Origin of the sequence: Faecalicatena fissicatena (genome assembly GCF_016900595.1) — a bacterium.
GTDB classification, from domain to species: domain Bacteria; phylum Bacillota; class Clostridia; order Lachnospirales; family Lachnospiraceae; genus Claveliimonas; species Claveliimonas intestinigallinarum.
This window is the reverse complement of the sequence record NZ_JACLYY010000001.1, coordinates 306848-330884: the sequence shown is the minus strand read 5'-3', so window position 1 is coordinate 330884 and position 24037 is coordinate 306848. Positions and strand designations below refer to the sequence as shown.

The following is a 24037-nucleotide window of genomic DNA, read 5'->3' as shown; positions in this document are numbered from 1 at the left end:
AAAGAAAAATGTTAGATCAACAGAGAGTACAGAACGTAATCAGCAACATGAAAACAGTAGGATTAAAACAGATCCTGGTGGGTGATGATCCGTCTATTTTCTATCTGACCGGGCGCTTCGTAAATCCTATGGAAAGATGCGGAGCCATTTTGATCAAGGACAATGGGGAAATCCATGCTTTTATGAATAACCTGTTCTGCTTTGATCCGATGGACGGAATGACAATGCATTACTATGCGGACGGGGAAAATCCGTATGCGCTTATAGCGAAGGAACTGGAGCCGGGAAAGGTTGGATTTGATAAAAACTGGGCCTCGAAACATACGATTTCTGTTCTGCAGGAAAGAGACGACCTCATCCCTGTAATTGGGTCAGATTGTGTAGACTGGTGCAAGGCCAGGAAGGACGAGAAGGAGAGAGAGCTTCTGAGGCAGGCCGCTCATGTAAATGATATGGCTGTTGAGTTTGCCATCAACCATATTGATCCCGCCTTAGATGAAAAACAGCTTTCCGACATGATCGAGGAGTTCTTTGAAGAGCATGGTGCTGTGCAGGACATGCAGCTTCAATATGTATGCTACGGGAAAAATGCGGCTGAGCCGCATCACGGAGCAGTGGCAGGAGAAACGTTAAAGGAAGGCGATGCCGTTCTGTTTGATCTGTGGGCTCCGATCAATAATTACTGGTGCGATATGACAAGAACCGTATTTTATAAATCTGTCACAGAAGAACACAGGAAGGTATACGAAATTGTCAAGAAGGCCCAGCAGGCTGCAATAGATTTTGTAAAGCCGGGTGTGAAAATGTCTGACATTGATGCGGTTGCCAGGAAAGTCATATCTGATGCCGGATATGGAGATAAATTCCTCACACGTACAGGTCATGGCGTTGGCATGACCGTCCATGAGCCGCCGGAGGCAAGTGCTTCATGCGACCTCATCGCTGAGCCGGGCATGTGCTTCTCTATTGAGCCAGGTATCTACTTAAAGGATGATGTTGGTGTAAGGATAGAGGATCTTGTCATCGTGACAGAGGATGGATGCGAAGTGTTGACCAAATATCCAAAAGACCTGCAGATTGTAGGAAATGATTAATAATGAGCCAGGAAAAACCCGGAGGTCTAGCACGCCTCCGGGGTTTTCGCTTTGCGTGTGGAAGAGTATACATATGTGGCGTTTGACTTTACACCCTCAAAGCTACCGCATCTGCCCATACAGCTTCACCAGCTCCGTGAGTACAGCCACGGCCTGGTCCATGCCCTCCACGGTGGTGTGCTCGTAGGGACCGTGGTAGGCGTGGCCGCCGGTTCCCAGGTTGGGGCAGGGCAGCCCCATGAAGCTGAGCTGGCACCCGTCCGTGCCGCCCCGGATGGGCAGGATCCGGGGCGTGACTCCCGCAAGCTGGCAGGCCTTCCTGGCATTCTCAATGAGGTGCATACAGTCCGCGATGACGCCTGCCATGTTCTTGTACTGGTCCGTGATGGTGAGCCGGACCGTCCCCGGACCCCACTTTTCATTGAGATCCTTCTCGATCAGACGGAGGGTCTGTTTTTTTGCCTCGAAGAGGTGCTCGTCGTGATCCCGGACAATGTAGTGGAGCCGGGCGGAGGCCACGTCCCCGGACATGCCCGTGAGGTGGTAGAAGCCCTCGTAATCCTCCGTGCCCCTGGGAGTCTCCATGCCGGGAAGAAGCTGGTTGATCTCCATGGCCACCAGGGAAGCGTTGATCATGGTGTCCTTGGAGGAGCCGGGGTGGACCGCAAAGCCGGTGATCTCAAAGTCGGCTTTGCAGGCGTTAAAGTTCTCGTACTGTATCTCCCCTTCTGTGTCCCCGTCCAGAGTGTAGGCGTAGTCCGCCCCAAAGCCTTCCACGTCAAAATGGGAGGCTCCTGTGCCGATCTCCTCATCAGGGGTGAAAGCGATGGCGATGGCGCCGTGGGGGATGCTTTCATCCCGCAGACGCTCTGCCATGGTGAGGATTTCAGCGATCCCGGCCTTGTCGTCCACACCCAGCACCGTATTTCCGTCCGAGGTGATGAGAGTGCGCCCTGCCAGGTCCGGCAGGTGAGGAAAATCTTTCACAGTAAGCGTGCGTCCGCTCGTGCCCAGGGGCAGATCCTTCCCGTCGTAGTTCTCGTGGAGGACGGGACGGATGGGAGCGCTGCAGTAGTCGCTGACCGTGTCCATGTGGGCGATGAACCCAAGCTTCGGGCAGCTCTCATATCCCGGTGTAGCGGGGATGCGGCCGTACACGTAGCAGTGCTCATCCAGGCGCACGTCCTGGATGCCGAGAGCAGTCATCTCCTCTGTCAGGATGTTTGCCAGGTCAAACTGGCAGGCGCTGGAGGGGGAGGAGGAGCTCCCCTCGTCGCTGGGGGTGGGGATGACCGCGTATTTTAAGAGTCTTTCATAGGCTTTCATAGTTCGTTGTTCCTTCCTTTCCGGTCCCTTAATGGGACTCTCTTATTCTAGCCCCGGCGGGGGAGGGCGTCAAGCGTGGAAAAGGGAGAATAATTTATCAAAAGTTCTTGCATTTTGGTCAGGACTATGTATAATAAAAAAGGTTCATTAATTTTTAACGAAAAGTATAGTATTAGAAAACAGGAGGTGCGGTGTGGATATCGGAAAGAAACTAAAGGAGCTGCGGCTGCAGAACGACCTGACTCTGGGGGATCTGGCCTCCAGGAGCGAGTTGACAAAGGGCTTTTTGTCCCAGGTGGAGAGAAACCTGACGGCCCCCAGTATCGCGACGCTGGAGGACATCCTGGAAGCCCTGGGCAGCAGTCTGTCTGAATTCTTCCGGGAGGAGGAGGAAAAGCAGATCGTCTTCCCCGTGGAGGACTTCTTCGTGGACGAGCGGGAGGACTGCACCATCGAGTGGATTGTCCCCAACGCCCAGAAAAACCAGATGGAGCCCATTATCCTGACCCTGCACCCGCGCAAGAAGAGCCAGATCATGTCCGCCTACCAGGGGCAGGAATTTGGATATGTGCTCAAGGGAAGCGTGACCATTGTACAGGGGAGCAAGAAGTACAGAGTGAAGGCAAAGGAGACCTTTTACCTGGACGGGACTACAAGCCACTATCTGTACAACCACGGCAGCAGTGATGCCAGAGTGCTCTGGATCACGACGCCGCCCATGTTCTAGTATGTTCTTACAGGAAGGAGAAGTGAGATGGAAGAGAAAAAACTGATAGAGTTCCGGGGAATTGTGAAAAATTTCGACGGGCAGATCGTGCTGAAGGGGATTAATCTGGACATATATGAAAATGAGTTTGTCACTCTGCTGGGCCCCAGCGGCTGCGGAAAGACCACCCTGCTGCGTATCCTGGGAGGATTTCTGGACGCGGACGAGGGATCTGTCATCTTCGACGGGGAGGAGATCAGCAGGAAGCCGCCCTATGAGCGGGAGCTGAACACGGTGTTCCAGAAATACGCCCTATTCCCCCATCTCAGCGTCTACGAGAACATCGCCTTCGGGCTGAAGATCAAGAAGATGAGCAAGGATGTCATCGACCAGAAGGTGATGAAGATGTTAAAGCTCATCGGCCTGGAGGGGTTTGAAAACAAGAACACCACCCTTCTGTCCGGCGGGCAGCAGCAGCGGGTGGCCATTGCCAGGGCCCTTGTCAACGAGCCCAAGGTGCTGCTTCTGGACGAGCCTCTGGCCGCTCTGGACTTAAAGCTTCGAAAGGAAATGCAGTATGAGCTGAAGAGGATCCAGCAGGAGGTGGGTATCACCTTTATCTTTGTCACCCACGACCAGGAGGAGGCTCTGACCATGTCCGACAAGATCGTGGTTATGAAGAACGGCGAGATCCAGCAGGTGGGAAGCCCCCAGGACATATACAACGAGCCCGCCAACCGGTACGTGGCCAATTTCATCGGGGAGAGCAACATCATCCCGGCGGTCATGGTGGAGGACTACAAGGTGCGGTTCGACGACATCACTTTTGACTGCGTGGATTTTGGATTTAAGGAAAACGAGCCCGTGGACGTGGTCATCCGGCCGGAGGATATCGACATTGTGGATGTGAAGGACGGCAAGATGACAGGGGAGGTGTTAAGCGTGCTCTTTAAGGGCGTCCACTATGAGATCATGGTGGAGACTGTCCCCGGAACAAGCGTGACTGTCAACATGCGCGTCATCAGGAACCAGGATGTGAAGAGCGAGGACGGAAAAGAGATGATCAGCGCCAACGATTTCTACGTGGACATCGACGACGTGGAGGGGCTGGACGACAAGGAGATCATCGCCCTGTCCAACGCCCAGGCCTGGGATCCCGAGACGGATGAGTACATTTCCATCGCAAAGGTGGAGTACAGCCTGGAAAAGGAGGAGGGAAAATATCCTGTCACCTTTACTACATCAGGGGGTACCAGCATCGAGAAGACGATCTACGTGGTGGACCAGCCCTTTGTCAAGAACGAGAAGGCGAACGAGGGTGTTATGGCCTTCAACTTCTTCAAGACGGTAGATGAGATCACAGAGTCCCAGGCCCTGGACACGGATCTGAAGACCTGGGCCGGCGCCCAGGGATGGAAGCTGAGCAACGAGGACGAGTCCGTGGACCTTGGCGTAGACTACGATTTCGAGCCGGAGAATGTGAAGGAGGGTGTTTACCAGATCACCTTCTCCACAACAGGCCGGGAGTTCAAGATACACACCACAGACTACACTCGGGAGGGACAGGAGGTGGGACTCACCTTCTTCCCGGAGGATATCCACGTTATGTCCAGGGAGGTATTTTAGATGAAAAGATTTTCAACACTGGCAGTGCCCTACATTGTGTGGGCTGCGCTGATGCTGGTGCTCCCCATGGCGCTGATCGCCATGTACTCCTTTATGGAGCCGGGAAACAGCATCATATCCTTTTCCTTTACATTGGAACACTATGTGAAGTTCTTCACGGATCCGGATTTCCTGCTTATTTTGTGGCGCTCCCTTGTGATCGCTGTGAAGACAACTATCATCTGCCTGATCCTTGGCTATCCTGTGGCATACTTTATAGCCAGGAGCCGGGAGAAGGTGCAGAACATACTGATTTTGTGCATCACGATTCCCATGTGGATCAATATGCTGGTGAGGACCTACGCCTGGATCGGACTTCTCAGCGAGGGGGGCATCATCCAGAGGATCCTGGGCCTCTTTGGCCTTGGGGATGTGGAGCTCCTCTACACGGAGGGGTCTGTCCTGCTGGGCATGGTCTATAATTTCCTGCCATTTATGATCCTGCAGATCCAGACCTCCCTGTCCAAGATGGACCATTCCCTGCTGGAGGCCAGCGCGGACCTGGGAGCCAGTCCGGCGCAAACCTTTAGGCGGGTGACCCTGCCGCTGTCCCTGCCGGGCGTCATCAACGGCATCACCCTGGTGTTCCTGCCGGCGGTCAGCTCCTTCTTCATCCCGAAACTGCTGGGCGGCGGACAGTATTTCCTCATCGGAAATATGATAGAGAACCAGTTTATCACAGTCGGTGAGTGGAACTTCGGAAGCGCCATTTCCATGATCATGGCCGTGATCATGATGCTGCTCATGATGGCGGTGCGCAAGATTGAGATCCACAACCAGGGAGGAAAGGGGGAGAGAGCATGAAAAAGAACAGACGCCCTTTCGGGAAGATACTGATGATCCTTATGATCGCGTTTTTTTATCTCCCCATTCTTTATATGATCGTCTTTTCCTTCAATGATGGAAAATCCCTGACCAGCTTTACAGGCTTCTCCCTGCGCTGGTATCAGCATATGATGGAGTCCAGCGACATGATGACCGCTCTCTACACCACTTTCAGCGTAGCCATTATTGCCACGCTGATCTCCACGGTGGTGGGCACGGTGGCAGCCATCGGACTTTCCAGCTCGAAAAAGATCGTGAGAAATATCATGGAGCAGGTGAACAATCTGCCCATGATGAACCCGGAGATCGTGACAGCCATCGGCTTTATGCTCCTCTTTATCACCTTCAATGTGGAGAAGGGCTACATGACAATGCTGCTGGCACACATCGCCTTCTGTATCCCCTACGTCATGCTGTCTGTCATGCCGAAGATCCGGTCCCTGGATCCCAACCTGGCGGATGCGGCCATGGATCTTGGAGCTACCCCATTCCGGGCCCTGACCAAGGTGATCGTGCCCCAGATCACTCCGGGTATTGTATCGGGAGCGCTCATCGCCTTCACCATGTCGGTGGATGATTTTATCATCTCCTACTTTGTGACCGGGCGGGGGGTCAAGAACCTGAGTATTGTGGTGTACACCATGAGCAAGCGGGTAAACCCCAGCATCAACGCCGTGTCCACTCTGGTGGTGGTGATCATCACCATCGTGCTCGTGGTCATCAATGTAGCTCCTGTCCTGGCGGCCAAAAGGAGCAGGAAGGCGGAGCTGGGAAGGCGCAGAAGGTTTGTGCCTGCGCTGGCTGTGTGCTTCGCCCTTGTGGTCGGCCTCTTTGCCTTCCGGGCAGGAGGGGGAGCCGGAGGAGATCGGCCCTTTGAGGGGCAGACCCTCCACATCTACAACTGGGGTGAATACACAGGCGAGAATATTATCGGCGACTTTGAGGAGGAGACGGGAGCCACGGTTGTCATGGAGAACTTTGACTCCAATGAGCAGATGTACATCAAGGTGGCAAACGGGGAGTCCTATGATCTCCTTGTCCCCAGCGACTATATGATCCAGAGGCTGATCGAGGAGGGATACCTGCAGAAGCTGGACAAATCCAAGCTGGACTGCTTTGACAAGCTCTCCGACGCGGTACTGGGACTGCCCTACGACCCGAACAACGACTACTCTGTCCCTTATTTCTGGGGCACCGTGGGGATTGTGTACGACAAGACAAAGGTGGATATAGAGGATCTGGAACGAGAGGGATACAACATTTTCCTGGACGAGAAGTACAAGGGGGATGTGTACCTGTATGACTCAGAGCGGGATTCCTTCATGATGGCGCTGAAGGCCCTGGGATACTCGATGAACACGGAGAACGAATCGGAGCTCCAGGAGGCCTACGACTGGCTGGTGCAGTGCGTGGAGACCATGGACACGGAGATCGTCACCGATGAGATCATCGACAACATGGCCCAGGGGCGCAAGGCGCTGGGACTGATCTACTCAGGAGACGCTACCTATGTCATGGCAGAGAACGAGGATATGGGTTACTTCATGCCGGAGACAGGGACAAACCTGTGGTCCGACGCAATGGTCATTCCCAAGAACGCCAAAAACCCGGATCTGGCCCACGCCTTCATCAATTTTGCCAGCGACTATGACGGGGCCTATGACAATTCCAGCTATGTGGGCTACACATCCGCCAATCAAGAAGTCACGGAAGTGTTGTCCGGAGAGGGCGGGGATTATGAGGGCATCAACGCCTACATCCCCAGGACGGACAACGAAAATGACGAGGTGTTCGTGTACAATGAGAGCACAAAGAAGATCATCAGCGACCTGTGGAGCCGCGTGAAGATCGCGGCCAGCAACGCGGATTAAGACAGAGGAGGAAAATGAGACATGAACGTTTTAATGATCAATGGCAGCCCCCACGCAGAGGGAAATACGGCTGCTGCCCTGGAAGAGATGAAGAAGATTTTTGGCGTGGAGGGCATTGATACGGAGATCCTCCATATCGGAAATAAAGATATCAGGGGCTGCATTGCCTGCGGCTTCTGCGGTGACAAGGGCAAATGTGTCTTTGACGACGAGGTCAATGCAGCGGCCTCCAAATTTGAGGAATGTGACGGCCTCGTGGTGGGAAGCCCTGTGTACTATGCGTCAGCCAACGCCACACTCATTGCCTTTCTGGACCGGCTGTTCTACAGTACTCGCTTTGACAAGACCATGAAGGTGGGAGCCAGCGTGGTGGTGGCAAGAAGAGGCGGCCTGTCAGCCACTTTTGACGAGCTGAATAAGTATTTCACTATCTGCGGCATGCCGGTGGCCTCCAGCCAGTACTGGAACAGTGTCCATGGGCAGGTGCCCGGTGAGGCTGCCCAGGATCCGGAGGGGCTGCAGACCATGCGCACCCTGGCCAGGAATATGTCCTTCCTCATAAAGAGCATCGCCCTCGGCAAAAAGGAGTACGGCCTGCCGGAGAAGGAAGCCAGCCAGTTCACCAATTTTGTGAGGTAGCAGAAGAATAAAATATGAAGGGAAAAGCCCGGGAGAGGAGAAATCCTCTTTCCGGGCTGCCTTTTACTGGCAAAAATTCTGCCGGGGGAGGTGGAAGGAGTTCCGGATTATATAGGATATGGCAGGCAGTCAAAGAGCAGTCGGCACAGAAGGCAGGCCAGGAGCCCCATCCCGGTAGGTAGAAGGACGGCCGCCAGCGTCCATTTCAGGCTGCCTGTCTCTTTGTGTATGGTCAGGCAGGTGGCGGCGCAGGGCCAGTGCATGAGGAGGAAGAGGGCCGTGCAAAGAGCGGTCTGCCAAGTCCAGCCGTTTTCGGCAAATACGTAGAAAATGATCTGAGGGTCTGCGATGTCCAGCAGGGAGCTGTTTCCCATGTAGATCATGAGCATGAGGGGGATCAGGATTTCGTTTGCCGGAAGACTCAGGATAAAGGCTGTGAGAATTGTCCCGTCCAGTCCGAAAATCCGGGCCAGAGGATCCAGGAGGGCGACCAGGCGGGCCAGGAGGGAGACATCCCCCGTCCGCACATTTGCCAGAGCCCAGATGAGGAGTCCGGCCGGAGCTGCTATGGTGAGAGCCCGGCCAAGTACAAAGAGGGTTCTGTCGAGCATGGAGCGGAGGATCACCTGACCGATTTTAGGCCTACGGTAGGGTGGCAGCTCCAGAGTGAAGGAGGAGGGCATGCCTCTAAGGAGCGTCCTGGACAGAAGAAAGGAGGCGAAGAGAGCTGTCCCTGTGCAGAACAAAAGAGTGCCGGCCAGACAGAAGGCGGTCAGAAGGGAGGCGGCAGGGCCTCTGCGCCCGCCTGCGGCGAACAGGGTGATCAGTGTCAGGAAGGCGGGGAACTTTCCGTTGCAGGGGATCAGACAGGATGTCAGGACTGCGATCAGCTTCTCCCTCGGGGAGTCGATGATGCGGCAGCCTGTGACGCCCACGGCGCTGCAGCCAAGGCTCATGCACATGGTCAGAGCCTGCTTCCCGCAGGTACAGCATTTCTGAAAGCACCGGTCCAGGTTGAAGGCAATCCTGGGCAGGTAGCCGCTGTCCTCCAGCAGAGTGAAGAGAGGAAAGAAGATGGCCATGGGAGGCAGCATGACGGATACAACCCAGGAGGAGATCCTGTAGACTCCGCAGATGACCGGCTCGTACAGGGCAGCAGGCAGTCCCAGGTTCTGTGCCGCCCCGAGAAGTCTGCCCTCCAGAGAGGATAGGCAGTCTGACAGCAGGGCAGAGGGCAGCGAGGCGCCGCTGACAGTGATCCAGAAGAGGAACAAAAGGAGAAGAAAAAGGATGGGAAATCCGGTGAGACGGCCAGTGAACAGAGCGTCCAGCTTTCGGTCTTTTCTGTCATAGGCAGCATTGTCAAAATCCACTGCCTGGCTGCAGATCTCCTCTGAAAGACGCACAAGGTCAGCAGATGATACCAGACCGTTTCCGGGCTCGGGGAGAGTGATTTTCGTGTCGGCACTTTTGGCGGCCTTTTCAAGAGCAATGAGAAGAGGAGCTGTCCCTCCCCGGTTTCTGGCAGAGCAGGCAGCCACCGGGATGCCAAGAAGGGAAGTGAGAATATCGGTTCGGATATGTATCCCTCGCTTTTCGGCCTCGTCCATGAGATTGACGCAGAGGATCACATGGTCAGACAGAGCCATGAGCTGCAGAACAAGGAGAAGCCCTCGCTCCAGGCAGCAGGCATCACAGACTGCTATCACCAGATCAGGAGGCTGGGTGAGGAGGAAGTCCCGCGCAATCTCCTCCTCCTGCGAGCAGGAGGAAAGAGAATAGCAGCCGGGAAGATCCGTGATCTGATAGAGTACGCCTTTATGGCGGACTGTGCCCCGGGCCAGCTCTACCGTCTTTCCGGGCCAGTTGCCCGTGTGTTGATGCAGGCCGGTCAGAGAGTTGAAGAGTGTACTTTTCCCTACATTGGGATTTCCTACAAGAGCAATCGTTTTTTTCGTCCACTTTTCATTCTGATTCAATTGTTGTTTCCTCCTTTTTGATCACTGTTTACGGAGACAGTAGCCGATATCCCAAATGCTATGTCCACCTGGGCAGCGTCCGCGTTGCGCAGAGCGATGACCGTCTGGCGGATCAGGTAGGCACAGGGGTCTCCAAGGGGACTTCTGGCCGTGCATTTTACCAGGGTTCCGGGCACAAAGCCCAGATCCAGCAGGCGAAGGCGCAGACGGCAGCCTTCCCGGAAACCCAGGATCCGGCCCTCCATTCCCGGATGCAGATCGGCCAGGGAGCCTGCCGCGGAGGAAGGAACTGTATAGGATGGCGTACTGTTCATGATAAGCTCACCTTGAGAAGACAGAGAGTTGTTACTTTATCCTATGCTGCCCGCCGGAAAATGCCACATCGGAAGGGGAGGAGAAAAAGGCAGTTGCAAAGCGAACACATGTTTGTTATGATAAACATGGTGGAGTATTGAGATACCAGATGAGAGACAAACGAGGTGACGATTTATCATATGGAACAGATGACATTGTTTGACCAGAGGAAGGAGATGACTCCTCTGGCCAACCGGCTGCGGCCGGACACGCTGGATGATTTTGTGGGGCAGGAGCATCTGCTGGGACCGGGGAAGATGCTCCGGCAGATCATAGAGAGGGATCAGATCTCCTCCATGATCTTCTGGGGACCTCCGGGTGTGGGAAAGACGACCCTGGCCAGTATCATCGCCGGGCGGACCAATGCGGAGTTTATCAATTTCAGTGCGGTCACCAGCGGCATCAAGGAGATCCGCTCGGTGATGGAGGCGGCGGAGATGAGCCGCAGGGCCGGGAGAAGGACACTGCTCTTTGTGGATGAGATCCATAGGTTCAACAAGGCACAGCAGGATGCTTTCCTGCCCTTTGTTGAGAAGGGCAGCATCATCCTCATAGGCGCCACCACGGAAAATCCTTCCTTTGAGATCAATGCGGCGCTTCTGTCCAGATGCCGGGTCTTTGTGCTGAAGGCGCTGGAGGAGAAGGATCTGCTCCGCCTCCTCGAGAATGCCCTGACAAATCCCAGAGGCTTTGGGGGACAGAACGTGCAGATCACAAAAGAGCAGCTCCAGGCCATCGCCGCCTTCGCCGGAGGCGATGCAAGGACGGCGCTGAACACCCTGGAGATGGCGGTCCTCAATGGAGAGATAAAGGAGGACGGCATCCTGGTCACCCGGGAGGGGATGGAGCAGTGCATCAGCAGAAAGTCCCTTCTCTACGACAAGACAGGGGAGGAGCACTACAACATGATCTCAGCTCTCCACAAGTCCATGCGGAACAGCGATCCGGACGCGGCTATCTACTGGATGTGCCGGATGCTGGAGGGAGGTGAAAATCCTCTGTACATTGCGAGGAGACTGATCCGCTTTGCCAGCGAGGATGTGGGGATGGCGGACAGCCAGGCCCTGCAGGTGGCTGTGGCCGCCTACCAGGCCTGCCATTTTCTGGGAATGCCGGAGTGCGATGTGCATCTGACTCACGCGGTGGTCTATCTGGCTATGGCCCCCAAGTCCAACGCTCTCTACACGGCCTGCCAGACCTGCAAAAGAGATGTGCGGATAGGAAAGGCCGAGCCGGTTCCGCTGCAGCTCCGCAACGCGCCCACATCTCTTATGCGGGAGCTGGATTACGGTAAGGGCTACGAGTACGCCCATGATAGGGAGGAGAAGCTGACCGCCATGGAGTGTTTCCCCGAGTCCATGAGGGGAACCGTCTACTACCAGCCCACCGGGGAGGGGCAGGAGAGCCAGGTGAGAGACAGACTGGAAAAGATCAAGAAATGGAAAAGCGCTCATCTTGACAAAGAGGGACGTTCAGAATAACATGGAAGAAAGGTATATCATTACGGATGAGGAGGTAAGCGGGATGCGGGGGTCCTGCATAGAGCACTATGAAAAAATCACCGGTTTTTAAAGCGTTTCTTCTGATCCTTGGCTGTCTGTGCTGCAGCATCGCGACCAACTGGATCATGATTCCCAACGGCCTGGCAGCGCCGGGGATCACGGGTATTTCCATGACCATTGAACATTTCACGGGGATCAATTACGCGCTGATCTACTATGCCATCACCATTGTTATTTTGATCATCACATGGCTGACGCTGGGGAGAAAGGATGCGTCCAATATCGTCATCCTCTCTATCCTTTACCCCATGGTCCTGTGGGTGCTGAGCTTTGTGGATGTGCAGATCATCTTTGAGGAGAAGCTCATCGCCCTGGCGGCGTTTGGAGTCCTCTACGGCGTGGGGATCGGTATTCCCTACCGGATCGGATTTTCTTATGGCGGGGATGACACGGTGGCAAAGATACTGAAGAAGACAATCTGGAAGTCCACGGAGCTAAAGAAGATCTACTCCTTTGAGGAGGTCATCATCCTTCTTTTCATGACACTGGCTTTCAGCCTGGATCAGCTGGCCTACGCCTTTGCGGGACAGCTCATCTATGTGAACAGTATGAACTATGTGGTGTTTAACCTGGGACCAAAGCTGTACGACGTGCAGATGATCGGGAAGAATATGGAGAAGATCGAGGATTTCGTCATCAACACCATACACAAAAGTGTGACCATCTACCACGATGCCATGGGAGGCTACTCAAAGGAGCCTAAGGTCCAGATGAGCTGCGTGTGTAATTCCAGGGAGTACGTGCAGCTCCGGGAGTTTATCAAGGAGGGAAGCTACGACTGCTTTATCAAGGTCATTCCCCTGATTCACGTATTTGGGAACAACCGTGACTTCCACAGACTGGACGATGAAAATATCGAGTAAGAATAGCAGATTAAATGTGCTCCTGTTTGAGGGCAGCCGGCGCTCTCAGATCTGGCCGAGCGTGTGGGCCGCCTTTATGACAGTATCCTGGATGAAAGCCTCTCCCATCCGGGTGTCCAGACAGAGGTGGTAGTTGGGGGCAGATCCCCAGGGACGCCGAGTGTAGTAGTGATAGTACTCCGCCCGGTGCTGGTCTGTCTGACGGATTTTCTGGCGTGCCTTCTCCTCAGTCAGTCCCTCTCGTGACATGATATAAGCTGCAGCGCAATGAGAAACAGGCTGAATATGACAGTGAAGGTTCCCAGTGTCATGGGGAAGTGCAGACTAAGCACATAGGGGATGGAAGAAATAGGAGAGGTGCCAAGATCCGCCTTTGTGATCAGGCTCACCCCGAATGCATTGATAAAAAGTCCGATAAAAAATAAGATATAGCGTTTTAATTTTTCCAAATTTTATCTGCCTCCTTCTGAAAGATTATCGTAGATTCTCTGGAAAATTCTCATGAATACCTCCCGATCCTCTTCTGCTATGCCCTGAAAAACCTGTTCCTCCAGGCGCAGAAAGGCGTCCCGGACTGCCTCCTGGTCTCTTCTGCCGGAGGGGGTTAAAAAGACATGGAGAGAACGCCGGTTGCCGCCAAGCATCCTGCGCTGGATCATATTTTTCTGTTCCATCCGGTTCAGAACGGCGGTCAGAGATCCGGGCTCTATGTGGCAGGCCGCCGCGATTTCTTTCTGGGTGGCTCCGTTGTGGTCCTGGAGATAGTCCAGTACCTTGGGCTGGCCGGCTGTGAGCTGACGGCACTTCAGGCTGTCCAGGAGACGCCTGTGAAACATGGCGTGGACGGACATGCTGAGATAGTGGAAAGAAAGCTTCTGAGCATACATGGGAATGTTCCTCCTTTTGTGCCTCGCCGGCAGTGTCCATGCTGTACGCACAGGCAGCATCGCGCTGCGGGCGGATACTATGGATAAAATATTAGAATTCAAACAGTTAGAATTATAATTATGTGGAAAGGAAAAGTCAAGAATAAAAAAGGAGGATGCCACAAGGCATTCTCCTTCTTACAGTTCACTCGGATTTTTTCTTATTTTGTCCCTTCTTCTTTTTTCTCCTCCTTTGGGAGTATGACGTTCAGAAGAATGGCCATCAGTGTGGCAACAACAACCGGTGAGCTTCCAAATACGGTAGTCACCCACTCGGGGAAGGCGGCCAGTGAGCCGGAGGCCTGGGTAATTCCCATGCCGAGAGCCACGGAAAGCCCCACAATGGAGGTGTTCCGGAAGTTCATCTCCTGCTGGAAGATGAGCTTGATGCCGGTCATGGCGATGGAGGCGAACACGGATATGGTGGCGCCGCCCAGCACACACTGGGGAATGGTGGTCAGAAGACCGGAGAACTTGGGCACAAAGCCGGCGATCATCAGGATGATGGCGGCCAGTCCCAGCACGCAGCGGTTGATGACCTTTGTAGTGGTCACAATGCCCACGTTCTGGCTGTAGGTGGCTGTGGGAAGTCCCCCCAGGAAGGCGCACAGGATGTTGCTGATGCCGTACATGACAATGCCTCCCTGCAGCTCCTTGTTCTCAGGCATCCGGTTCATGCTGCCGGATGTTGTGGCGGAGAAGTCTCCGATGGCCTGAATGGAGTTGATGGCGAACAGAAGTCCGATGGCTATGCAGGCGGAGGGCTCAAAGCTCATGGAAAAGTGCAGCGGCTGCGGAAGCTGGAAGAGCCCGGCGGACTGGACACCGGACAGATCCACAAGGCCAAAGGGGATAGCCAGAATATAGCCGGCCACAATACCGATCAGGATGGAGGCCAGCTTAAGGAAGCCTCTGGCAAAGTGATTGAGGCCTGTCACAACAGCCAGTGTAAAAAAGGCTACAAGCCAGTTCTGCCAGGAGCCGTAGGCATCGCTGGAGGTACCGCCCGCCATATAGTTGACAGCGGTGGGGTACAGAGAAAGGCCGATGGTGAAGACCACGGTCCCCGTCACAAGGGGCGGGAACAGGATACGGATCTTCCTTATGCAGAAGCCCACAATGATGGCGACAACGCCGCCTACTACCTGTGCGCCCAGAATGGTGGCGATGTCGTAGGCGCCTGCAATAGCCTGCATGCTGGGCACGTAGGCAAAGCTGATGCCCATGATGACAGGCAGGGCGCTTCCGAACTGGAAATTTCCAAATTTAATAAACGGGAAAAGCTGGAGCAGTGTGCTGATAGCGGAGCAGAACAGGGCGGCCTGTATGAGAATGACCCTGTCGCTGCCGCTGATCCCGGCCACACCTGCAACAATGATGGACGGCGTGACGCATCCCACGATCATGGCGACTACATGCTGCAGAGCCAGGGGCAGAGCCTGCCCGAAGGACGGCACACCGTTCAGTTCAAAAACAGACGCATGTGTTTTCTTGACAGATGAATTTGAACCAGACATAATTTCCTCCTATGTACTATATAGATTTACCTTTTTCCACTGTGCGGGCAGGCCGCACAGCAAACTACCATACTACTTTATCACTAAACGGGCGAATTGCAAAGAAGAAAATCAAATCACTGGTAAATTCCTATGCAATGCGATATAATGGGCAAAGCGGTATTTTACAAGGAGGTTTTTGGCATGGCAGATTTTGTGATCACAACAGACTCCAACTCGGATGTCCCGGAAGAATTTCTGGAGCAGTACAAAATTCCCGTTATCCCCCAGTACTACATGTTCGGGGACACTGTATACGGGGATGAGATCAAGATGGAGCCGTCAGAATTTTATGAGACCATGAGGAAGGGAGAGCTTCCCAAATCCATGGCAAACAATCCGGAGGTGATCCGTGAAAAGTTTACAGCTATATTAAAAGAAGGAAAGGATATCCTTCACATCGCCTTTTCCAGCGCTCTCAGCGGCAGCTGCCAGAATGTGCAGGTGGCGGCCAGGGATCTGATGGAGGACTTCCCGGGCAGAAGGATCCTTGTGTTCGACTCACTCAACGCTTCCCTGGGAGAGGGTGTGTCCGTCATGCGGGCAGCACAGCTCAAGGAGGACGGGCAGTCCATGGAGGAAATCTATGACACGCTGACAGAGGAGAGGGACCACATAAATGTGTATTTCACGGTGGATGATCTTCACCATCTCCAGAGGGGCGGGCGCGTCTCCAAGACAACGGCTGTGGTGGGCAGCATGATCAATATCAAGCCCCTTCTTACGGTGACGGCCTCCGGGGAGCTGAAGTCTGACGGTACGGTGCGGGGCAGGAAGAAAGCCCTGAAGACTTTGGTGACAAAGATGGAGCAGTCCCTTGACACGGAGCGCTTCGGCAAGGACAGGCCTGTAGCCATCGTGCACGGAGACTGCCTGGAGGACGCTAGGGCTGTGGAGGAGCAGGTAGCGGCGCTGGGCTTTGAAAATATCGTGATCAATGATGTGAGCCCAAGCATCGGCACCCACGCGGGCCCCGGTGTGGTGGGACTGATCTTTTATGGGAAAACAGTACAGTAAGGGTACGATAGCAGAGGCTTTACCTGGATTTGACAAAGGCTTAATCCTTTTGTGACAATTGTATGTTAATCTTTCTATATCAACATTTTAGGACAGTGAGGATGAGGAAGATGAGAAAAGAGAGAAGAAGCCGCAAAAGGATTAAAGCTGATCTGATGAGATCCTACTACAGCATGGAATCAAAGGTGGACGCCAAGGCAAGGGAAGTGTTTAAGAGAAAGCCCTACACGGCGGCGCACTAGAGATGGCATGCGGTACAGATCCTGAGAGTATCCCATATCAGTCCGGAAGGAAAAGACGGATATGGGATTTTTTTCTGCTTAAATGCAAAGGCAGCTAAAAAGCATAGGAAGAGGCATTCAGTATTATGACAAATATGGAAAGAAGAGAGGCGATGAGAGGGATGTCCATCGCCCTCATTGGAGGGATATTCTGGGGATTGGCAGGCGTCTTTGGACAGTTCTTATTTGAGTACAAGGGGACAAACGCCAGGTGGCTTGTCAGCGTCCGGCTTGTGATCGCGGGCATCCTGCTCCTGTCCACAGTGCTTGTCAAGCAGAGGAATACCTTCTGGAAGATCTGGACAGACAAAAGGGACGCTCTTATCCTTGTCCTCTTTGCCATCTTCGGGATGGCTGGCTGCCAGCTCTCCTACTACACGGCGGTGGAGCTCTCCAACGCGGGGACAGCCACGGTGCTGCAGTACACAGCGCCGGTGCTGATCCTGGGGTATGAGTCCGTCCGCATGAGGAGGTGCCCGAAGGGCTTTGAGATTGCAGCCCTGATCCTGGCGCTGGGAGGGACGTTTCTTCTGGCCACCCACGGAAATGTCCGAACCATGGCCCTTTCCGGGGAGGCTCTGGCCTGGGGGCTTTTGTCCGCGGTCATGATGGCTGTGTATAATCTGCTCCCAACAAAGCTTATGAAAAAGTACGGCACCTTCTGCGTCATCGGCTGGGGCATGCTGGTGGGCGGCATTGTGCTGTCCGCCTTTACCCACCCCTGGCATGTGGCCGGGCACTGGGATCTGGAGGCGGTGGGAGCTCTGGCGGTGGTCATCGTCGTGGGAACAGTGCTGTCCTTCTCCTTCTATATGGAGGGAGTGCGTATGATCGGGGCGGCAAAGGCCAGCCTGCTGGCATCTGTGGAGCCTGTCACAGCCACTGTGGCATCGGCCCTTATCATGCATGTTGTGTTTGCGGGGATAGATGTGGCTGGCATCCTGTGCATTTTGGCCGCGGTGCTCCTTTTATCTCTGCCGGGACTGAAAAAAGACAGGTGATGGAAAGATACAGAGAAATCCAGAAAAAATATAAAGAATAAAGAGGAGAAAGCAATGGAAAAATCAAAAGTGTATTTTACTGACCTCCGGGCTCTGCCCGGAACCAACCTTCCCCGGAAGCTGCAGAAGCTGATCAAAAAGGCGGGCATCGGGGAGATTGATTTTGAGAAGAAGATGACGGCCATCAAGATCCATTTCGGAGAGCCGGGCAATCTGTCTTTCCTTCGGCCAAACTATGCCAAGGCGGTGGCAGACGTGATCAAGGAGCTGGGAGGACGTCCCTTCCTGACAGACTGCAACACACTCTATGTGGGCAGAAGAAAGGATGCGCTGGAGCACCTTTCCGCAGCCTATGAGAACGGGTTTAACATCCTATCCACAGGCTGCCATATTATTATTGCCGACGGCCTGAAGGGGACAGATGAGGCCTATGTGCCGGTGCGGGGGGGAGAGCTGGTCAAGGAGGCGAAGATCGGCCGGGCCATTATGGACGCGGACATCTTCATCAGCCTCAACCATTTTAAAGGGCATGAGGCCACCGGATTCGGCGGAGCCCTCAAGAACATCGGCATGGGCTGCGGGAGCAGAGCCGGCAAGATGGAGCAGCACAATAGCGGCAAGCCGACTGTGGACAGGGAGCACTGTGTGGGCTGCCGCGTCTGTTCAAAGAACTGCGCCCACGGCGCTATTTCCTTCCCGGAGAAGAAGGCCAGCATTGACCACGACAAATGCGTGGGCTGCGGACGGTGCCTGGGAGCCTGCAACTTTGACGCCATCTACAACGAGAACAGCTCCGCGGTGAAGGACCTGGATATGAAGATTGCGGAGTACTCCAAGGCGGTGCTGGACGGCAGACCGAATTTCCACATCAACCTGGTCATCGATGTATCGCCCTACTGTGACTGCCATGCGGAGAACGATCTTCCCATCCTACCGGATGTGGGCATGTTCGCCAGCTTTGATCCGGTGGCGCTTGACCAGGCCTGCGCGGACGCCTGCAACGCGCAGCAGCCTATACCGGGAAGCCTTCTGGACGACCGGATGCACGAGCGCGATTTCTGCGATCACCACGACCACTTTGTCAACACCACGCCGGAGAGCGAGTGGGAGACCTGTCTGGCCCATGCGGAGAAGATCGGCATCGGCACAAGGGAGTATGAGCTGATCGAAGTGAAATAGAGGACACAATGATTATAAAGTGAGACAGACGGCAAAAAGCTGACCCTGCCGAGGCGACAAAGGCCTCTAGCGCAGGGTCAGCTTTTGTATCTGCTGCTGTATGAGCACCCCGGCGGCCTCGCTGAAACGCTCCATTTTCTCTATGCGGACAAAATCATTGCCAAAGATCTCTCGGGCGGCTCTGGTGTCCCCGTCGGCGCCGGTCAGGATGCCGCACACGTATACATCCTTTTTCCGCAGGGCCCGGACCTCGGCGGCAGTGTCCTTCACGCCGGCCTGACCGGAGTAGTCCTGGCTCACCAGACTCCTGGAGGAACCGGCTGGGGTGGCGGGGATCCGCCGGTCGTCGTTAGGGCTGGCGTCGGTGAGGACGATGAGAAGGCGATTCCTTGCAGGAGAGTCCTCCATCAGGCGCCCGGCGCTCCGGAGGGCCAGGCCGTCCCTGTTCCATCCGGCCGCGAAATATCGGAAGATGTGCTCCGCCTGTCCCGGATCTGTCTGGCTGTAGTCCACAAACCTCTGTAGGACCGTGTAGCCCCGGACGCTGAGAAAGGAGAAGACCTGTACCGGTATGCGGCAAAGCTGCAGGCTTCGGGCGATGACATAGCCCTGGGCCGCGATGATCTCCTGGCTCTGAAGCCGTGAGGCGGAGGCGTCCAGCATCAGATCCACAGAGAAGTCTGCCTCCGACTCATCCAGCGTGTCCATGAAGACCCGTGGATCGTCCAGGTAGAGTCCCCTCCAGATCTGGGAGGGGAAGAGGACGCCGGACCGGCTGCGGACCCGGATGGGCTGGGGATAGACCAGAAGACTGCTTCGTATCTGTTCCGAGAGCCGGGTGATGCTGGCCCTGTAGAGCCTGTATCTGCCCTGGAAATGTGCTTTATTCCTGTACATCTGGGCGGCGGCGTCCCGCCGAACCTTCTGCACCGCGGCGTCCGGGGAGGGGGCGGCTCCCTGCTGGCCGTCTGTAAAATAGAGATGGCATCTGGCGTGGGCGTCCCGGCACAGCTCATCCTCGATCCGCCGCCATTCCTCCTCCGTGTACAGAGGCTTTCCAAAGCAGCCCTCTATATAGAGGAGATCCGCCTTCTGGACAGCCGGGTTCTGGCGGCCTACATCCAGGCCTCTGCGTCCTTCGGCGACCCGGCCCTCCCCGGGGAGGACGCCGGTCATGAGGAGCGTGTCCGTGCGGACCAGGCGGGAGGGGAGTCTGCGAAGAAGGAAGCGGCGGAACTTTTGGCGAAGGCCGGCCAGGACAGAGGGACGTCCGGGGGAGGAGAGGATCGGGAAATATCTGCGGAAGACCTGAAGGGTCCGCTCTCTGATCTCCTGCGCTGTCATGGCCCCATTGTACTGGAGGTCTGCAAAGAGTCGCCTCTCCCAGGGGTTCACAAGGCCCGCCTCCTTTCCCAGGACCAGGCGGCACCGGGCTGCCTGGAGAGCGTAGACAAGACTGTTCTGGGCCATCCACTGCTGCCGGGACCGGGACAGCTCCTGGGCGAAGAATGTTTCCGCATGGCGCAGGCGCATTTCGGACAGCACAGGCCGCTGGGCCGATTCCCTCTCATAGGCGCAGCTTTCCAGGGCGACCCAGAGAAGGCCGTCCAGCGTTTCCCGGAGGAAAGAGCGGTTGATCTGGTCAAAGAGCTCTCCCATGATGTCCGGATCATACCACTTGTGTACATATCCGATGATGGAGTTCATGTAAAAGTCCGGCTCCCCGTCCTGCCAGAAGGCGGTGAAGGAAGGGGTGAAGGAGTAGTCGCCGGCGGCAGTCCATATGATATTTAGAGCCCGCCTCTGAGGGCGGGGCAGCTTCTTTTCTTGCATGTTCTGGTATACCGCCTCTCTGCTACGGCCGGAAGATGGCCTGTGCATCTGTCTTTTTGGAAATCCTGGATGCGATGATATCCCGAACAAGGGACTGCTCGTACTCGTCCGGGGTCTTGTTTGTCAGGCCCATGTCCAGAGCCTGACAGGGGGCCAGCCCTCCCTGCATCATCCGCAGAGCACCGGTGAGTCCCCGCAGATCCAGTACCTTCTCCGTCAGCTCACCGCTCCTGCATTTATCCCTTATATCAATGAAAAGAGAGGTGAACTGCCGGACATACTCAGGCTTCATGGCGGGAAACTCTCTGGTGAGCAGACGGGAGAGATCCTCCTTTGCGATTTCCGGCATGATAAGGATCATAAAGCGGGAGGAGAGCGCCTCGTTCAGTTCCCTCGTCCCGGCATAGCCGTAGTTCATAGTGGCGATGAACCGGGTGGCGCCGTGGATCCGGATTTTTTTATATCCGGGGATCTGAACAAAGCGGCGGAAGTCCAGGACTGAGTGGAGGACTGCCAGAGCCTCATTCCTGGCCATGTTGATCTCATCCAGCACACAGAAGCCTCCCCCTGCGGCAGCCTCGCTGACCGGGCCGGGGCGGAAGGTGACCTCCCCGTTTTTAAATGTGTCTGTCCCCAGCATGGACGCCGCGTCGGCGTTGATGTGGAGGGAGACGTTGTATACCGGCCGCCCGAAGGCGGCAGCCAGATTTTCCGCCAGCACGTTTTTCCCGGTGGCTTTGGCCCCCGCCAGGAGCAGGTTTTCGCCGGCCAGAAGAGCCTGGGCAGCCTGTTCCCACACGTTCCTTCCATAATAAAAATAGCGGGGCGTTTCCGCAGCCTCCGTCTCCGGCGCATAGGCTTTCCTGAATTCCTTTATCCCATTGATCACCTGTGGATCGATCTGTTCTTCCTCTAAAAATTTCAGCACAATGATCCCTCGCTTCCTCATAAATTGACAGGTGTATTATATCACTTTGGTAAAAAAATGAGAAGAATAGTCGGAATACTGAAAAAAATATTAAAATAGATCAAGAGATATTGATTAAAAAAGTTTCTTTACTTTTAAAATTCGCACTGTTATACTAAATTAGTGCGTAAAAGTGTAGTTTATGGAATGAGAAAAAGGAGGGAAACATATGGCAACTTTTATTATCGGTCTCGTGATCCTGTTCGTCGGCGCTGCGCTGTACGGCAAATTCTGCGAGCATGTATTTGGGCCTGATGACAGGAAGACTCCTGCCTACACAAAGCAGGACGGTCTGGACTATGTTCCCATGAGAGAGTGGAAGAACAGTCTGATCAACCTGCTGAACATTGCAGGTACAGGCCCGATCCTTGGACCTATCCAGGGAATTCTTTTCGGACCTATCGCATTTATCACGATCCCTATCGGAAATATTATCGGCGGCGCTATGCACGATTACTTTTCCGGTATGATCTGTCTGCGTGACGGAGGTACACAGATGCCGGATATGATCCGCAGATACAGCAACAAAGGCGTGTACACTGTTTACCAGATTTTCTGCAGTCTGCTGCTTCTTCTGGTAGGCGCTGTATTTATCTACACACCTGGCGACATTGCTGCGACACAGGTGTTCGGCTTTGACGGAAAGGCAACCTCCGTTTCCACATGGGTGATTTACGGTGTGATCTTTGTTTACTACCTGATCGCTACTGTATTCCCCATCGACAAGATCATCGGACGTATCTACCCGATCTTCGGAGCAATCCTTCTGTTCTCCGCCATCGGCGTATTTATCGGTCTTTTTGCAAAGGGCTACCCGCTGATCAACATCTGGGACAACTGGAACGGCGCTCTTGTATCCTACGGTGACTATTTCAGTGCAAACCACTTTATCCCGATCTTCTTCATCACGGTGGCATGTGGTATTCTGTCTGGATTCCACTCCACACAGACAGCCATCATCTCCCGTACAATGAAGAGCGAGCGCCAGGGCCGCATGACATTCTACAACATGATGGTTCTGGAGGGATTCATCGCTATGGTTTGGGCTGCAGGCGCCATGGGCGTTTACAACCTGGGACTGCAGGCTGCTGACGCTTCACTTGCCACAGCTACCATCGGTGTTGTCTGCAAGGATATCCTTGGACCTGTGGGCGGCGTGATCGCTCTTCTGGGCGTCATCGTACTTCCCATCACATCCGGAGATACAGCCCTTCGCTCCCTGCGTATGGCCATCTCTGATGCCCTTCACCTTGATCAGAAAAATGTGAAAAAACGTCTGGGCCTGGCAGCTGTTATCTTTATCCTGGTTGCTGTCATCCTTGTATTTGCAAAGAGCAATGCGGAAGGATTCAACATCCTGTGGCGTTACTTCGCATGGTCCAACCAGACGCTGTCGCTGTTCGCCTTCATCGCCATCTCTGTATGGATGTTTGAGAACGGAAAAGCAAAATTTGTCTGGATGCCTCTGATCCCGGGCGCATGGTATGCGTTTGTCACAATTACATACATTGTAAACGCCAAGATCGGCTTCAATGTACCGTGGGGCGCATCCTATGTGATCGGTGTCATTGCAGCAGCCGTTTATGTCGCACTCATTATCTGGTACGGCAAAAAGCGCGCGGCACGCAAGGCGCAGAACGCATAATGTAACAGAACCATATACACTTTGCATAGAGAGGGGCAGGGCCTTGACGGTCCTGCCCTTTGTCTGCGCGATAAAATTTAGTTTCCCGAAGAAATGATCTTTGCCGGAAAATGATTTTACAAGAGAAATGATTTTGAGAGAGGTGAATGAGATGCAGCTTGCGAGCTTTGTTTTTGTGGGACTGGGCGGGGCCGTGGGAGCCATGCTTCGGTACGCTGTCAGCCTTCTGCCCTACAAGGGTACCTTCCCTGTGCTGACCCTTGCGACCAATCTGCTGGGGGCCCTGGCCATCGGCGTGATCGCTGGTATGGCGGCTAGGAGGCAGGCCCCGGAGGGGCTGGTGCTCTTTCTGAAGACGGGAGTGTGCGGCGGGTTTACGACCTTTTCCACCTTCTCACTGGAGGCATGGCAACTCCTGGAGAAGGGGCATCCGGGCCTTGCCGTGACTTATATGCTGCTCAGTGTACTGGGCTGTCTTGCCGGCGTGGCTGCAGGTCTGTGGGCGGCCTCCAGGTGGTAAACTCTGCCCGGCTGCGCATAGCGGAGGTAAAGGGAAGGATGACCATGACAAGAGATGGCATGTGCCCCCCGGGGAACAGTCAATAGAAATTAGAGATATATTTTTATGGGCAGCGTTTGCAGAGGCCATTTTTACTCCTATGGACTTGCCGGGAGAAAAGAAATCCTATAAAATAGCGTCATGTGCAGTGGTTTGCCGCAAGTGTTTTCGCCAGCGGCAAAGGAAAAT

At 54.6% G+C, this 24037-nt stretch carries 22 protein-coding genes and 1 pseudogene; 14 read left to right on the top strand and 9 right to left on the bottom strand.

What is annotated here, in order from left to right; translation table 11 throughout:
* Positions 1-8 precede the first annotated feature (8 nt).
* Positions 9-1094 (top strand): M24 family metallopeptidase, encoded by a 1086-nt coding sequence (locus tag H7U36_RS01645; protein ID WP_205147511.1) that lies wholly within the window; start codon positions 9-11, stop codon positions 1092-1094.
* A gap of 102 nt (positions 1095-1196) precedes the next feature.
* Here H7U36_RS01645 and pepT read toward each other — a convergent pair whose 3' ends face one another.
* Positions 1197-2420, bottom strand: coding sequence for a peptidase T (gene pepT, locus H7U36_RS01640; RefSeq protein WP_205147512.1), 1224 nt, complete (start codon positions 2418-2420; stop codon positions 1197-1199).
* Positions 2421-2613: 193 nt separating this feature from the next.
* Between pepT and H7U36_RS01635 the strand changes: the two genes are divergently transcribed.
* The 5 genes and pseudogenes from H7U36_RS01635 to H7U36_RS01615 all read left to right on the top strand — a co-directional run bounded on the left by H7U36_RS01635 (position 2614) and on the right by H7U36_RS01615 (position 8126).
* Positions 2614-3147, top strand: coding sequence for a type II toxin-antitoxin system RelB family anti-toxin (locus tag H7U36_RS01635; protein ID WP_205147513.1), 534 nt, complete (start codon positions 2614-2616; stop codon positions 3145-3147).
* 27 nt (positions 3148-3174) lie between these two features.
* Positions 3175-4254: pseudogene (locus H7U36_RS01630) on the top strand (ABC transporter ATP-binding protein); the annotation flags it as partial.
* A gap of 498 nt (positions 4255-4752) precedes the next feature.
* Positions 4753-5595 (top strand): ABC transporter permease, encoded by an 843-nt coding sequence (locus tag H7U36_RS01625; RefSeq protein ID WP_205155624.1) that lies wholly within the window; start codon positions 4753-4755, stop codon positions 5593-5595.
* Positions 5592-7487 (top strand): extracellular solute-binding protein, encoded by a 1896-nt coding sequence (locus H7U36_RS01620; RefSeq protein ID WP_205155623.1) that lies wholly within the window; start codon positions 5592-5594, stop codon positions 7485-7487. Before H7U36_RS01625 ends, H7U36_RS01620 begins: the two co-directional genes overlap by 4 nt.
* Before the next feature lie 21 nt (positions 7488-7508).
* The gene (locus H7U36_RS01615; RefSeq protein ID WP_205147517.1) at positions 7509-8126 is read left to right on the top strand and encodes a flavodoxin family protein; all 618 of its coding nucleotides are present in this window, start codon (positions 7509-7511) and stop codon (positions 8124-8126) included.
* Between the two features lie 107 nt (positions 8127-8233).
* Here the strand turns inward: H7U36_RS01615 and feoB are convergent, their stop codons facing one another.
* Positions 8234-10105 carry a ferrous iron transporter B gene (gene feoB, locus H7U36_RS01610; RefSeq protein WP_205147518.1) on the bottom strand — a complete coding sequence of 624 codons (1872 nt, stop codon included), beginning with the start codon at positions 10103-10105 and terminating at the stop codon, positions 8234-8236.
* Complete coding sequence (locus H7U36_RS01605; RefSeq protein ID WP_205147519.1) at positions 10102-10419, bottom strand: FeoA family protein; 318 nt, start codon at positions 10417-10419, stop codon at positions 10102-10104. Before H7U36_RS01605 ends, feoB begins: the two co-directional genes overlap by 4 nt.
* A gap of 180 nt (positions 10420-10599) precedes the next feature.
* Between H7U36_RS01605 and H7U36_RS01600 the strand changes: the two genes are divergently transcribed.
* Positions 10600-11940: a replication-associated recombination protein A gene (locus H7U36_RS01600; RefSeq protein WP_205147520.1), complete on the top strand. Its 1341-nt coding sequence runs from the start codon at positions 10600-10602 to the stop codon at positions 11938-11940.
* A 68-nt stretch (positions 11941-12008) separates the two neighbouring features.
* A complete protein-coding gene (locus tag H7U36_RS01595) occupies positions 12009-12884 on the top strand; it encodes a YitT family protein (RefSeq protein WP_138303321.1) in 876 nt (291 codons plus the stop codon).
* A 45-nt stretch (positions 12885-12929) separates the two neighbouring features.
* Here H7U36_RS01595 and H7U36_RS01590 read toward each other — a convergent pair whose 3' ends face one another.
* From H7U36_RS01590 to H7U36_RS01575, 4 genes are all read right to left on the bottom strand, one after another.
* Positions 12930-13133, bottom strand: coding sequence for a cytidylate kinase family protein (locus H7U36_RS01590; RefSeq protein WP_205147521.1), 204 nt, complete (start codon positions 13131-13133; stop codon positions 12930-12932).
* Positions 13115-13333, bottom strand: a complete 219-nt coding sequence (locus H7U36_RS01585) for a DUF6198 family protein (protein WP_033125496.1) — start codon at positions 13331-13333, stop codon at positions 13115-13117. The genes H7U36_RS01590 and H7U36_RS01585 overlap by 19 nt, the downstream gene beginning before the upstream one ends.
* Before the next feature lie 3 nt (positions 13334-13336).
* On the bottom strand, positions 13337-13771 hold the full coding sequence (locus tag H7U36_RS01580) for a MarR family winged helix-turn-helix transcriptional regulator (RefSeq protein WP_243425676.1): 435 nt from the start codon (positions 13769-13771) through the stop codon (positions 13337-13339).
* Positions 13772-13971: 200 nt separating this feature from the next.
* On the bottom strand, positions 13972-15327 hold the full coding sequence (locus H7U36_RS01575; RefSeq protein WP_205147522.1) for a uracil-xanthine permease family protein: 1356 nt from the start codon (positions 15325-15327) through the stop codon (positions 13972-13974).
* A gap of 183 nt (positions 15328-15510) precedes the next feature.
* Here H7U36_RS01575 and H7U36_RS01570 point away from each other — a divergent pair, with 183 nt between their 5' ends.
* From H7U36_RS01570 to H7U36_RS01560, 4 genes are all read left to right on the top strand, one after another.
* Positions 15511-16383: a DegV family protein gene (locus H7U36_RS01570; protein ID WP_205147523.1), complete on the top strand. Its 873-nt coding sequence runs from the start codon at positions 15511-15513 to the stop codon at positions 16381-16383.
* 110 nt (positions 16384-16493) lie between these two features.
* A complete protein-coding gene (locus tag H7U36_RS15280) occupies positions 16494-16625 on the top strand; it encodes a hypothetical protein (RefSeq protein WP_255349846.1) in 132 nt (43 codons plus the stop codon).
* A 134-nt stretch (positions 16626-16759) separates the two neighbouring features.
* On the top strand, positions 16760-17665 hold the full coding sequence (locus tag H7U36_RS01565; protein ID WP_243426667.1) for an EamA family transporter: 906 nt from the start codon (positions 16760-16762) through the stop codon (positions 17663-17665).
* A gap of 54 nt (positions 17666-17719) precedes the next feature.
* Positions 17720-18844 (top strand): DUF362 domain-containing protein, encoded by a 1125-nt coding sequence (locus H7U36_RS01560; RefSeq protein ID WP_033125501.1) that lies wholly within the window; start codon positions 17720-17722, stop codon positions 18842-18844.
* 66 nt (positions 18845-18910) lie between these two features.
* Here the strand turns inward: H7U36_RS01560 and H7U36_RS01555 are convergent, their stop codons facing one another.
* Together H7U36_RS01555 and H7U36_RS01550 are read right to left on the bottom strand one after the other, a co-directional pair.
* A complete protein-coding gene (locus H7U36_RS01555) occupies positions 18911-20677 on the bottom strand; it encodes a vWA domain-containing protein (protein WP_205155622.1) in 1767 nt (588 codons plus the stop codon).
* Positions 20678-20699: 22 nt separating this feature from the next.
* Entirely contained in the window at positions 20700-21611 is a 912-nt protein-coding gene (locus tag H7U36_RS01550) for an AAA family ATPase (RefSeq protein ID WP_205147627.1), read from the bottom strand.
* Positions 21612-21813: 202 nt separating this feature from the next.
* Between H7U36_RS01550 and H7U36_RS01545 the strand changes: the two genes are divergently transcribed.
* Positions 21814-23289 (top strand): carbon starvation CstA family protein, encoded by a 1476-nt coding sequence (locus tag H7U36_RS01545; protein ID WP_205147525.1) that lies wholly within the window; start codon positions 21814-21816, stop codon positions 23287-23289.
* Positions 23290-23440: 151 nt separating this feature from the next.
* Entirely contained in the window at positions 23441-23809 is a 369-nt protein-coding gene (gene crcB, locus H7U36_RS01540) for a fluoride efflux transporter CrcB (RefSeq protein WP_033125591.1), read from the top strand.
* Positions 23810-24037 lie beyond the last annotated feature (228 nt).